This is a genomic window from Halonotius terrestris, assembly GCF_006861665.1.
GTDB lineage: Archaea > Halobacteriota > Halobacteria > Halobacteriales > Haloferacaceae > Halonotius > Halonotius terrestris.
The window spans coordinates 154180-166660 of the sequence record NZ_RKLU01000003.1 but is presented as its reverse complement, the minus strand read 5'-3'; the positions used below and the strand labels follow the sequence as shown (position 1 = coordinate 166660).

11 protein-coding genes, 1 tRNA gene and 1 pseudogene are annotated in these 12481 nt (G+C 65.6%); 6 read left to right on the top strand and 7 right to left on the bottom strand.

Annotation, left to right across the window (positions count from 1 at the left end):
- The first annotated feature begins 68 nt into the window (after positions 1–68).
- The 3 genes and pseudogenes from EGH24_RS07500 (at position 69) to EGH24_RS07490 (ending at position 3560) form a co-directional block, all read left to right on the top strand.
- Positions 69–2264: pseudogene (locus EGH24_RS07500) on the top strand (heavy metal translocating P-type ATPase).
- Positions 2265–2728: 464 nt separating this feature from the next.
- Positions 2729–3328 carry a DUF1684 domain-containing protein gene (locus EGH24_RS07495; RefSeq protein WP_142979550.1) on the top strand — a complete coding sequence of 200 codons (600 nt, stop codon included), beginning with the start codon at positions 2729–2731 and terminating at the stop codon, positions 3326–3328.
- Positions 3318–3560 (top strand): hypothetical protein, encoded by a 243-nt coding sequence (locus tag EGH24_RS07490; protein ID WP_246057931.1) that lies wholly within the window; start codon positions 3318–3320, stop codon positions 3558–3560. The genes EGH24_RS07495 and EGH24_RS07490 overlap by 11 nt, the downstream gene beginning before the upstream one ends.
- 111 nt (positions 3561–3671) lie before the next feature.
- Here EGH24_RS07490 and EGH24_RS07485 read toward each other — a convergent pair.
- Positions 3672–3822 (bottom strand) — tRNA-Met (locus tag EGH24_RS07485).
- 171 nt (positions 3823–3993) lie between these two features.
- On the opposite strand from EGH24_RS07485, the gene EGH24_RS07480 reads away from it, so the two are divergent.
- Positions 3994–5136, top strand: a complete 1143-nt coding sequence (locus tag EGH24_RS07480) for a DUF7115 domain-containing protein (RefSeq protein ID WP_142979549.1) — start codon at positions 3994–3996, stop codon at positions 5134–5136.
- A 1-nt stretch (position 5137) separates the two neighbouring features.
- On the opposite strand, the gene EGH24_RS07475 is transcribed toward EGH24_RS07480, so the two are convergent.
- Complete coding sequence (locus tag EGH24_RS07475; protein ID WP_142979911.1) at positions 5138–5509, bottom strand: DUF5830 family protein; 372 nt, start codon at positions 5507–5509, stop codon at positions 5138–5140.
- A gap of 152 nt (positions 5510–5661) precedes the next feature.
- On the opposite strand from EGH24_RS07475, the gene EGH24_RS07470 reads away from it, so the two are divergent.
- Complete coding sequence (locus tag EGH24_RS07470) at positions 5662–6315, top strand: TVP38/TMEM64 family protein (protein WP_185903270.1); 654 nt, start codon at positions 5662–5664, stop codon at positions 6313–6315.
- Positions 6316–6321: 6 nt separating this feature from the next.
- On the opposite strand, the gene EGH24_RS07465 is transcribed toward EGH24_RS07470, so the two are convergent.
- The 5 genes from EGH24_RS07465 to EGH24_RS07445 all read right to left on the bottom strand — a co-directional run bounded on the left by EGH24_RS07465 (position 6322) and on the right by EGH24_RS07445 (position 10206).
- Complete coding sequence (locus EGH24_RS07465) at positions 6322–7365, bottom strand: ABC transporter ATP-binding protein (RefSeq protein ID WP_142979547.1); 1044 nt, start codon at positions 7363–7365, stop codon at positions 6322–6324.
- Positions 7362–8177, bottom strand: a complete 816-nt coding sequence (locus EGH24_RS07460; protein WP_142979546.1) for an ABC transporter permease — start codon at positions 8175–8177, stop codon at positions 7362–7364. Before EGH24_RS07460 ends, EGH24_RS07465 begins: the two co-directional genes overlap by 4 nt.
- Before the next feature lie 28 nt (positions 8178–8205).
- Positions 8206–9141 carry an extracellular solute-binding protein gene (locus EGH24_RS07455; protein WP_142979545.1) on the bottom strand — a complete coding sequence of 312 codons (936 nt, stop codon included), beginning with the start codon at positions 9139–9141 and terminating at the stop codon, positions 8206–8208.
- Between the two features lie 82 nt (positions 9142–9223).
- Entirely contained in the window at positions 9224–9661 is a 438-nt protein-coding gene (locus EGH24_RS07450; RefSeq protein ID WP_142979544.1) for an adenylyltransferase/cytidyltransferase family protein, read from the bottom strand.
- On the bottom strand, positions 9658–10206 hold the full coding sequence (locus tag EGH24_RS07445) for a Mov34/MPN/PAD-1 family protein (RefSeq protein ID WP_142979543.1): 549 nt from the start codon (positions 10204–10206) through the stop codon (positions 9658–9660). Before EGH24_RS07445 ends, EGH24_RS07450 begins: the two co-directional genes overlap by 4 nt.
- A gap of 359 nt (positions 10207–10565) precedes the next feature.
- Between EGH24_RS07445 and EGH24_RS07440 the strand changes: the two genes are divergently transcribed.
- Positions 10566–12464 carry a DHH family phosphoesterase gene (locus EGH24_RS07440; RefSeq protein WP_142979542.1) on the top strand — a complete coding sequence of 633 codons (1899 nt, stop codon included), beginning with the start codon at positions 10566–10568 and terminating at the stop codon, positions 12462–12464.
- The last annotated feature ends 17 nt before the right edge of the window (positions 12465–12481 follow it).

Here is a 12481-nt window from a genome sequence, read left to right as displayed (position 1 = left end):
ACGACGGGAGGCCGATGTGGTGGCAACCCCGGAGCGCGACAGCGACGCGACACGGAGGATCGGACCGGATGGCCAGTACTGAACCGGCCTCGCTGGCGACGCATACGATCCGGATCGAACGACGAGGCGGCCGTGGCGAAGCGGGTGCGCGCGCACTCGAACGCCAACTACAGACCACACGCGGCGTCGAAGCCATCGACGTGTCGTTCCGCACCGGCAGTGTGCGAATCACCTACGACGACAGCGTCACCTCGGTAGCACAGCTCACAGACGCGATCCGTGCGCAGAATCTCTCGATCAAAGACGAGTCCGAGACGGCACCCAACGAGACAGCACCCACCGAGATTGTCTCGCGGTCGACGCTCAGGCGGGAGGCAGCCTTCGTCGGCCTGACGCTCCTCGGCATGATGACCGGCCTCCTGACAGGGTGGCTCGGTGGGCCGTCACTCCTCGGGGCGGCGGGCTATGGCGTCGCTTACGGCTTCGGCGGCTGGTACGGNCTCAAAGGNGCNNTCNAGACNCTCCNNCACCGCGCGGTCGACATCGACCTGTTGATGATNGTCGCCGCNNTCGGNGCNCTCTCGATNGGCGCNCNNTTNGAGGGNGCGATGCTNCTNTTNNTGTTTTCGCTNTCGAACACGCTNCANCACTACGCCATCGGGCGGTCACGCCGCGCGATCAAATCGCTCGTCGANATGCGACCNGACGANGCACAGGTNCTNCGTGACGGNGAGGANGTCACNGTNNCCATNGACGAGGTTGCCGTGGGCGACGTGTTCGTCGTCCGTCCTGGCGACAGGATTCCGCTCGACGGCGTCGTCGCGNCCGGNGAGGGGACGGTCGANCAGNCGTCNCTCACCGGCGANTCNGTNCCCGTNNCGAANNNGNCCGGCGACGAGGTGTTCGGCGGGACGATCAACGANANNGGNAGCCTNGANATNGAGGTCACNCGNCAGGCCNNCGANTCGGCGATCAGCCGNCTCATCCACATGGTCGAGCGCGCCCAAAGCGAGAAGGCACCCACACAGCGGCTCATCGACCGGCTCGAACAACCCTACGTCCTGGGCGTGTTCGCGCTCACGATTGTAGCGATCCTGCTGCCGCTCGCACTCGGCAGCGAGTTCACCAGGACGTTCTACCGGGCGATGACGCTCATGGTCGCCGCCTCGCCGTGTGCCGTCATTATCTCGACGCCGGCGGCGGTGCTCTCGGCGATCGCCTCCGGCGGACGACAGGGCGTCCTGTTCAAGGGCGGCGAGCACGTCGAGACGGCGGCGACGATCACCGCCGTCGCGTTCGACAAAACGGGGACGCTCACCAGCGGCGATACAGAATTGACCGACGTGGGCGTCCGGGAGGCTCACGAGACCGAGGGGCTGACCGATGACGACCTCCTCGCGGTCGCGGCCGCGGTGCAGGCACGCTCGGAGCACCACCTCGCTCGCGCGACGGTGACGGCCGCAGCAACGTGGGACCTCCCAGTGCCCGACGCAGCGGGGTTTCAGTCAATCGCCGGCAAAGGAGTTCGGGCGACCGTCGACGCCGAAACCATCCACATCGGCAACCGGAGTTACTTCCGGACCGTCCTCGACGACCGGGAAATCGACGGTTTCGAGACTGGGATGGAACAGCTCCGAGCACTGGAAACGGAAGGAAAGACGAGCGTGCTCGTCGCGCGGGAGACCGACGACGGCGTTACTGTGCTCGGGTGGCTCGCGTTCACTGACTCGGTCCGCCCTGGCGCGGCCGAGATGATCGNNGANNTNCGNNCNCTCGGNGTNGAGCACATCGTCATGCTGACCGGCGACAACGANCGNGTCGCCCAGCNGATCGCCGACGANGTCGGNATCGACGANGTNCANGCNGANCTGCTGCCNGAAGAGAAGGTGACGACCATCGAGGGGTTGGTCGAGCGACACGAGCACGTGGCGATGGTCGGCGACGGCGTCAACGACGCCCCGGCACTCGCTACGGCGAGTCTCGGTGTGGCGATGGGTGGTGCGGGAACCGATGTCGCCCTCGAAACCGCCGACGTGGTGTTGATGGGCGACGATCTCAGCAAGATCCCTTACGTCCTCAATCTCGGACGCCGGACGCGTCGGACGCTCATCGTCAATCTCACCATCGCCTTCGGGGCGATTGCACTCATGGTCGGCGCGATCCTCCTCAGAGGCATCCCGCTGCCGCTGGCCGTGATCGGCCACGAAGGATCGACCGTCCTCGTCTCACTGAACGGCCTCCGGTTGCTGGGATACCAGGACTAAGGAACTGTCTCGAAACCACCCGAGAGGAGTGCGTTGGAGCTGGTTGGGTGGTGGCTTCCCAACCAACACTCACTTCGAAGTAAGGGGGATTACGGGTACTCCGTCGCAATGGCTGACACGAAGGGTTGACGTGAATTTATGCGAGTCGTTCGTCGGACTACTAGGATGTCGCTTCCGCATCGTGGGATACGGGTTATCCGGCCACCAAGCGTAGTATCGTGGCTCGGCCAGCCGGCGCGGGCGGTCGCGTTCTGGGCCGCCATCGGCCTGCCGGTGGTGTATCTCCCGCTGTTTGCCGTTGAGTGGACTGGTTTCCGTCGTCGACCGTCTTCGGCCTGCTCGTGCTCAACATCGTCGCACTGGTCGTCGGTCACTCATACGGCCGATAACGGTCGCCGACAGCATCTCCGTCACGCTACCGCCGCTTCCAACGCCGTTAGGTAGCTCCGTCGTGAAGCCGCACTATGGCCGATTCCGAGGACGCCGACGCTGAAGCCGAGTACGAACGCTGGGTCAGCGAGATCAAACAGATGCGGGCGGACAAAGACGAGTTCTTCACCGAACATCCCCAGTCGCCGATCCAACCCGAAGTCCGCGACGACTTCGAGGGGCTGTCGTACTTCGAGCCAAAGCCGGAGTTCCGCGTGCCGACGCGGGTTCGCGTCTACAGCAACCCCGATCCGATCGAACTCGACGTGACCGCGGGCCAGCCGATCCGCTACCTCCGGCCGTTCATCTTCGAGTTCGAACTCCGCGACGAACGCCAGCAGCTCGCCGGCTACCAGCAGGAAGGCGAGGACACAGACACCATCTTCATTCCGTTCCGCGATAAGACGACGGGCCAGCAGACCTACCACCGCGGGCGGTACATGGAGACTGAACCCGACGAGGAGCTAACGAACGGTGACACCGTGACGCTGGATTTCAACCTCGCGTACAATCCTTTCTGTGCCTACAGCGAGACGTTCGCCTGCCCGCTGCCGCCGGAGGAAAACTGGCTCGACGTCGTCGTGCCGGCCGGCGAGCGCAAGCCACCGGAAGCAATCGTTGTTGATGACGAGTAAGTCGGAAGGCAGAACGCTCAAGACGGTCGCGTTCGCAGTAGCGACCACGATGGATATTCCGAACCAAGCCGGCATCGGTGCGATCCTGATCGTCGTTGGGGTGCTGTTGTTCCTCCCGGGTGTGTCGGGGCCCGCGGACGCAGTAACGCTGGCCACGCTCTTCGCCGGGTCGGCCCTGTTGACCGCGGGGACGTACCTCTTTGGCACCAGCGAAGGCGGCCGCCCGGTCTGAACTGATTGGCACTGCTGTTTTTGCGATTCGAGCGTTCAAGAGCAGTCGCAACGTGGATTTCGCTACGGTTGTGACTCGGTGAGCGAACGCATTTTGAGGAAATTAAGCGAGTGGCCGGGGTGGGCTCCGAACCCACGATCTCCGCATATCCCAGGTACGAGGCTCGGCAGGCCTCATGGGAGCGGACGCTTCCAAGGCGGTACCGCACCGAATCTCAGTAACCCTATGAGTGCGGCGCTATGTCCAGCTAAGCCACCCGGCCGCACCCCTACATACCCGTATCCCGCTCTTTAACCTTCTCATCTACACCGGCCTCACGGCAGGCGGTTTGCGACAGTGGGCCGCGTTCCCACCGACTGGGAGCGGTCGCTTCGTCGCACCTGTCCGATTAGAGACAGACGGATTTATGAATCGCCGAAAAGATGATGTGGTAATGAGCCTGCCCGACGTACTCGACGACGCCTTGGAGGGCGAACCCGCCGTCGCGGAGGTGGCCCTCGGCGGCGAGGATGTCCTCGTCGTCACGCCGACGCGGACGCTTGTCTACCGCGCTGAAGGGCTGCTCTCCGACGAGTCCGTCGAAGAGTACCCCCACGACGCCGAACGCATCTCGCTGTCGGTCGGTCGCCGGAAAGCCAAACTCACGATGGAGTACGGCCTCGACGGCAACGAGACGCTGGCACTCCCGGCGAGCAAAGTCGATGACGCCATCCACCCGATCCTCGCGGGCGTCATCAACGCCGCCGGCGTCACCGAACCGGGCGAGACCGTCCTCAAAACGTTCCGGTTCAGCGATCTGACGCTGATCGTCACGAGTGAGCGCGTCGTCAAACACATCGGCAGCGCGGTCTGGACGGAGGACTTCGAGACCTTCGAGTACGACACGATCACTGACGTGGCCTTCGAGGAGGGCAGCGTCGCCACCTCGGTCGTCCTCACCCACGGCGGCCGACAAGATCGCTTCAAAACGCCCAACGACGAGGCCCGCGAGGTCCGTGAGGCGATCATCGGCGCGGTCTGTGAGTACCACGACATCAATAGCATCACCGAACTCCGCGCGCAAGCGGAAGACGACGCCGAGCCGACCGCCGACGGTGACGCCGACGACACCGGCAGCAGCAATTTGGACTTCGGCGAAGGCCTCGACCCGTTGAGCACGGATCCTGACGAGGTCGACGACGCTGCGGGGACCGCCACAACCGAACCCACCGCTGACGACGCCAGCGACGACGTATCCGACGAGGCTCTCGCCGCGTCGATCGGTGACGACGGCGGTAGCGGCACCCAAACGACGACGACGGAGTCGGCAGCGACACCGACAACCGACTCGGGCGGCGCGGTCGCCGAGGCGGATTCGACCGCTGAGGACCCAGCACCCGCGACCGGCAGCGACGATGCGGACGCGACGACCGGCTTCGAGGGCTCGGGTTTTGAGTCTGCTGGCCCGGTCGACGAGGACGATATGGCCGAACAGCTCGCCGTCCTCGTCGAACGCGTCGAACAGCAGGAGCGGAAGATCGATCGCCAGACCGAACTGCTGGAAACGCTGATCGAAGAACTCCGCCGCGGCCGCTAATCTACTCCTCACGGCCGACGACTTTTTTGATACACTCGGAGCCGAACGGCCCGAGTTCGCCGGCATCGAACTCGATGAAATGCCCCGTCGAAAGGCCCGCCCCGCAGCGTCGGCACTCGAAGTCGCCGTCGCGGACGACGACCTGACTCTCGAAGCGCACGAAGGCACCGCCGCGGCGAACCCGGACTCGCCCCTCCTCCCGGTCGATCAGTCCGCGCTTGTCGGCGGTATCAAGGATCTCACGGGTGAGCGCGGGGCTGGTGGTGACGGTTTCGATCCGGTCGATCACGGCTGCGAGCGGAAGGTCGTCGGCTTCGAGGTGTTCGATCAGATCGAGTGCGAGTTCGCGTTTTCCCTCTCGGTGCTGGGGAATCGCGGATTCCGCGTCCGAATCTGAATCACCGTCCGCCGCCGAATCGCCGTCTGTCACGGCCGCGGCTTCGCTCGCGGCGCGCATAATCCTTCCGCGGGAGCCGGTGTACGACAACCACAATACGTATGCCGGCGGCGCGACCGGTCACAGCCATGCGGCGTCGTTCCCGGCTTGCGGCCGGCGTGCTGACGGTGCTCTCGCTCGGTGTCGTGACGTGGTACGTCACGCCGTCGGTCGCCTTCGCGTGGGTCGATTCGGTTGCGTCGCGGCCGTTTCAGTACGCGCTGTTGCTCGTCGTTGCCGCACTCCTCCGGCCCGCCGTCGCGTGGCCGACGACCGCGCTGTCGGTTGCGGTCGGCTACGGGTACGGCCCACGCGGGCTCGGTGTCGCCGTCGCGTTACTCGTCGTGACGAACCTGCCGCCCTACTGGTTCGGCATGCGCACTGCCTCCGATGGGCCAGTGACGGCGGCGGGTCAGGAATTTCTCGCCGACGCCGGCGATCTGCGTGGGCTGATCGGCGCGCGATTCCTCCCGTTGCCGTCGGATCTCGTCTCCGTCGCAGCCGGCGCGACCGGCGTTCGGCTCCGTGCGTACCTGCTCGGAACCGCTGTCGGCGAACTTCCGTGGGCCGTTCTCGGCGTCCTCGCCGGCCACTCGCTGGGTCGCCTCCGGCAGCAAGGGCTCACCGGCGACGTTGATCTGTGGCTGCTGGTCGGCATGGCCGCTGTCGGGACGTTGTTGCTGGCCGGACCCTGTTATCGACTTCTCGCCGGCTCCGAGACACCGACGGCGATAGCCGAGTAGGCACTCCTACTCCGGGGGCGCTGTCTCGTCCGGTGCAAAGAGCGACACTGTCCTCGCTGGAATACTGACCCGTGTTGCCGTCCCGACAGCCGACTGTGTCGACTGCTCAACGAGTAGTTCCTCGCCGGTTTCGAGTGCCACCGTCACGTCGTAGTGACGACCGACATCGACGACGCGTACCACCTCACACGGCAGCGACGAGGTGTCGGGCTGTGGCTCCAGCGTGAGTGCTTCCGGCCGGAGATAGCAGGTCACGGGGGTCCCGGTCGGGAACTCGGCTGTGCGTCCATCGAACACGAGTCGGCTGTCGGCGACACTGAGCGTGAGCGGCTGTTGGGCGGCAACCGTCGCCTGCAGTGTCGTCGACCGTCCGAGAAAGTCGGCGACAAACGGCGTCGGCGGCGACTCGTAGAGGGTTCGCGGCTCGCCGACGCCGGCCACCGCCCCATTTTGCATCACGACGAGTCGGTCGGCCAGTGCCATCGCGTCGGACTGGTCGTGGGTGACAAACAGCGTCGTGACGCCGGTTTCGCGCTGGATACGGTCGATCTCGGCTCTGATCTCGGTTCGCAGCGCGCGATCCAACGCCGACAGCGGCTCATCGAGGAGCAACACGTCAGGGTCGGTCGCCAGCGCGCGGGCGAGTTCAGCACGGCGTTGCTGGCCGCCGCTGAGTTCCGCCGGATAGGCCGCCTGTTGGTTGGTCAGCGACACGAGATCGAGGTAGTCGGCAACGGGGTCGGCGTCATCGGCCAACCCGTAGGCGATGTTCTCGGCGACCGTCATATGATCGAACAGTGTCGATTGCTGGAACACGACGGCGACACCCCGCGATTCAGGCGGCTTCGCGGTAACGTCGGTGCCGCGCAGCCGGATTCGCCCCTCGGTTGGCCGGAGGTGGCCGGCAATCGCTTGGACGATCGTGGTCTTGCCGCAGCCGCTCGGGCCGAGCAGGCCGACGATTTCGCCGTCCGCGAGCCCGAAGGAGACGTCATCGACTGCCTGTTCAGTGCCGTACCGGTGGCTGAGTCCGTCGATGTCGAGCATCACCACTCGATCACCGGTGGCACCCGTCCGAACCGTTGGATCACGCCGAGGACGACGACAGCCACTGACAGCAGGGCGACGCCGAGCGGGAGGATCGCGTCGATCCCGCCGCCGATGAACGCGACCCAGATCTGGGTCGGCATCGTCCGCGGGTTGTAGGCGACCATCAGCGTCGCGCCGAACTCGCCGAGCGCGCGGGCGAACGTCAGCACGACCCCGGCAATGATCGCGCCGCGGGCCAGCGGGAGCGAGACGTTCCAGACCGTCGCCAGCGGGCCGTAGCCGAGCGAGCGGGAGGCCTGCTCGAACCGCCGGTCGACCGAGGCAAACCCTGCCCGGGAGGTGATGACGACGAACGGCCCGGCGACGAACGTCTGTGCGAGAACGACGCCGAGTAAGCTATCGGTCAACGGAACGCCAGCATCGGCCGCTGCCGCGCCAATCGGGGTGAACTGCCCGACAGCAGTGAGCAGCATCGCACCGCCGACCACCGGCGGAACCACCAGCGGCAACACGATCAAGAGTTCGATGACGCGTTTTCCGCGGAACGAGCCGCGGGCGAGGACATAGGCCAGCGGGACACCCAACACCGTCGCCACGAGCGTTGCGACCGGCGCGGTGAGCAGCGAGTTCCGCACGGCGACCCGCGCGGCCGGCGTCGACAGCCCGGCAACGACGTTGTCGATCCCGGTTCGACTGACGAACGCGACGAACGGGACGGCGAAATAACAGACGAAGAGCCCACCGAGGATCGCCGGCACGAGCAACGCCGGCTGGTCGGCTCGGCGGACCCGTGCGAGCAGTGGGAAACTCATACGGTAATCGCCTCCAGTGAGCGGTGGGTCATACGATAATCCCCTCCGGCGGGCTGCCGTGGGCGCGTGGGAGCGACGACCCAACGCTCAGTCCGGCGTCAGTAAGGAGGTCCGGATTGTCGAGGAGGAACTGGACGAGCCGCCGGCCGGCCGTTGGGTTGCGCGCATCGGCGTGAACGGTTGCGTTGTAGATCACCGGCCGACCGCTCGCGGTGTAGCCGTCGTCAGTCGTGTAGCTGACGGTGGCGTACTGGTCGGCCGCTGTCGGGCTTCCGAAGTCGTAGGCCGGCGGAAACTCGATGAACGGGAGGTCGTGTTCGACTGCCATGTTGTGGTAGACGATCGCCGCCGCCCGGTCGCCGCTTTCGATCCCCGCCAGTAGCTGCGGCTCTGCGGGTTCCTGATAGACCCGCTGGAGCATGGTTTCCCGGAACTCCGCAAGGCCGTGTTCGGCGGCCGCGAGGTCGAAGGCCATGACGGCGCGGTAGCCGAGCGGGTCGAGATCAGGGTCGGAGATAGCGATCTCGCCGGGCGCGCTGTCGGCGGCGACTTCGTACCACGGGACGCCGTCGGCGAGGCGGCTGCCGAGGTCGGTCGAGGCGTCGTAGGCGAGGCCGAGGCTATTGGTCGCAAACGACACGTCCCAGTCGGTGACCGATCCGTAGAGTCGGTCACGGAGTAGCGTCGCGTCCGCGCTGGTGATAACGTCCGGTCGTGCGGTTTCGGATTCGACGCGTCGCATCACGGCGTTGGAGCCGTAATACTCGCCGTGCAGCCGGTAGTCGGTGGCGGCCTCGAATGCGGGGCCGACGTGGTCTTCGAACGTCCGGGCGAGACTGCCGGCCGACAGCAGGCTGACCGCGGTCGCCGTCTCTCCCAGACAGCCGGCCACACCCCCGAGCACACTCGCACCGAGCGCGCCGATGGCCGCCCGGCGCGAGACGGTCGCCGCTGGGATCCTCATTACGACGACACTACACTCGGCGCGAATGATTTACCTGTTGGTCTCAGTGAAACCGGATTGAATTGCGCGTCATAAACGGCCGTCACCCGCGGCGGTCGAGGATGCGCTCGATGATCGCCCCCGACGACAGCAGTTCGTCGTCGTGGGTCGGTTCGCGTGCACTTGCCCGCTCGATTCGGCAGTCGATGCCGCGGTCGACTAACGTCTCCCGGATCGCTTCGGGGTCGTGGTGTTGGTCGTAGCCGAGAACGATCACGTCGGGGGCGAGTTCCTCGATCGGAACGAAGATATCCTCAGGGTGGCCGAGGTGGGCTTCGTCGACGACGCCGAGGGAGGCGACGGTGTCGAGTCGCTGCTGGTCGGCGAGGATCGGCGGTTCCTTGTGGGTGACGTTGTCGCCGCGGGCGACGATGACGTGGAGTTCGTCGGCGTAGCTCGCGGCGTCTTCGAGGTAGTGGATGTGGCCCGGATGCAACAGGTCGAACGTGCCTTGAGCGACCGCGCGTGTCGGCGCCGTCATTGCTCGAACGTTCCTCCGTCGCGTCGGTCGTCATCCGGCTGGCTGCGGCCGGGGTCACGGCCCTCCGCTCGCAACTCGGCGTCGATATCGTCTTGGGTAAAGTCGAAGAACTGCTCTTCGGGGAGTTCGACGTCCAACACGTCAAGCGAGCGCGGGTCGCCGTTGCTGTCGAAGGCCTTCCAGTCCCGCCAGCCGTACGGCGAACCGATGATGATGTGAACGTTGCCTTTGTGGAACGTCCCGCGGTCGGCGTCGCTGGGTTGGAGTACGCCGTTGGGGTGGGAGTGGACCGAGCCGACCGCTTTCAGATCGTTGGGAATCATGTTCGACTTGACGGTCGCGCTTCGGGGATCGGATTTGGTGCCGGGAATGACGAGTACGTCCGTGATGACCTGCCCGTTGCGGTCGAGATCGAACTTGCGGGCGTCCTCGGCGCGAAGCAGGCCCATGTACTCGTTGGGGTGGGTTTCCTCGCTGGCGTCGAGCGCGAACTGAAGGGTGTCGCGGGCGATGCCGAGGATCTCACTCGCACGGAACAGCCGCATTAGTCACTCGTCGGCCGGGCGACCATCTAAGGGTTCCGGAAGGCAGGGCGGTTGTAGTGTTTGAGTGAGAATTTGTGTGAGTCGGATAGGTGTAGAAAGCCCTCGACGCGCTCGACTCCCGCGACTCGCTGCGCGCTTCGTCGCTTGCGGTGCTCGCTCCTGCAGTGCTTGCGTCGTCGGGGTTCGCCGAGCGCGTCTCGCCCTTTCAGTCCGCCAGGGGTGCGGTTGGTCGGCCAGCTGACTCACCTGTTTGCCTGTTTGTTTGATAACCACTGGATAGCCGAGCGACGATAGCGACCGCCGACAGCTGGCCAGCGGAGATAACAAGCTTAACACGTCGGTCGCTCCTATCGCGGCGTATGACTGACGCATCCGCCGGGGATTCCGGCGTTCGGGACGATTCGCGTCCCGTTGTCTACGATCTCGCACCCGACTGTACGCTGACCGACGTTGAACCCGGCAACCACTACCACGCCGTCGTCAACGGCGTCGTCGCCTACGGCGTTTTCGTCGATATCTCCGACTCGGTGTCGGGACTGATCCACGAATCGAACCTTGACCGCTCCTACGACGTGGGCGACCGCCTCGTCGTCACGCTTGAGGAAGCCAAGGACAACGGCGACATCGCCTTTGATGTCCCTGACTTCGAGGACTACAGCACCGAACTCGTCGAACACGAGCCAGATATCACCGCCATCGACGACCTCGAAACCGGTAGCAGCGCGACCATCGAGGGCCGCGTCGTCCAAATCAAACAAACCGGCGGGCCGACGATCTTCCACGTCGCCGACGGCACCGGCATCGTCAGCGGCGCGGCCTTCGAGGAGGCCGGCGTCCGCGCGTATCCCGATGTCGAGATCGACGATCTCGTCCGCGTTAGCGGCGAAGTCGAGGCCCACCGCGACACGCGCCAACTCGAAGTGGACTCCCTGACGATTCTCGACGGCGACGCCGAGAGCGACGCGGCCGACACCGTCGCCAGCGCGATCGAGGAGCGCGCGGAGCCGGCCGATATCGAGCCGCTGGTCGAGTGGCCCGCTTTCGAGCCGATCTTCGAGGAACTGAAAGGCGTCGCCCAGTTGCTCCGTGAGACCGTCCTCGAAGGGCGGCCGATCCGCGTCCGCCACCACGCCGACGGCGACGGGATGTGTGCGGCGACCCCGCTCCAACTCGCGGTCGAAAACCTCATCGAGGAGGTCCACGCCGATCCCGACGCCTCCGAACACCTGTTCAAACGCCTGCCGAGCAAGGCGCCCTACTACGAGATGGAGGACGTAACGCGGGACCTCAATTTCGCCCTCGAAGGCCAAGACCGCCACGGCCAGAAGCTGCCGTTCCTCTTCATGCTCGATAACGGCTCGACCGAAGAGGACGTGCCGGCCTACCGCAACCTCGCCCACTACGACATCCCCATCGCCGTCATCGACCACCACCACCCCGACCCCGAGGCGGTCGAACCGCTGCTCGACGCCCACGTCAACCCCTATCTCTACGGCGAGGACTACCGAATCACCACGGGGATGATGTGTGTCGAACTCGCCCGGCTGATCGACCCCTCGATCACCGACGAGCTCGAACACGTCCCCGCCGTTGCTGGCCTCTCGGATCGCTCGAAAGCCGACGTGATGGACCAGTACATCGACCTCGCAGCCGACGCCGGCTACGACCGCGACGCCATCGAAGCCATCGGCGAGGCCCTCGATTACGCCGCCCACTGGCTCCGCTACACCGAGGGCAAAACGCTGGTCAACGACGTGTTGGATGTGGGCTGTGACGACCCAGACCGCCACGAACGCCTCATCGAGTTCCTCGCCGAGCGCGCCGAGCGCGACGTGGACCGCCAACTCGAAGCGGTCGAACCCCACGTCGAACACGAACGTCTCGAATCCGACGCGCATCTCTACCGCGTTGACCTCGACAACTTCGCCCACCGNTTCANCTACCCCGCNCCGGGGAAGACGACCGGCNANCTCCACGACCGNAANGTCNNNGAGACNGGCGANCCGGTCATCACNATCGGCTACGGNCCNGANTTCGCNGTNCTNCGCTCCGACGGCGTNCGGCTNGACATCCCNCNGATGGTCNCNGANCTNANNGAGGAGCTNCCGGGNGCNGGCGTCNNCGGCGGCGGCCACCTCGTCGTNGGCTCGATCAAGTTCGTCNNNGGNNNCCGCGAGNCGGTGNTCGACCTGCTGGTCGAGAAGATGGCCGAAGCCGACCTCGACGAGTCGCTGTCGAGTGCGGCCCCGCTGGAATAACGCACGCAGCCCGACAC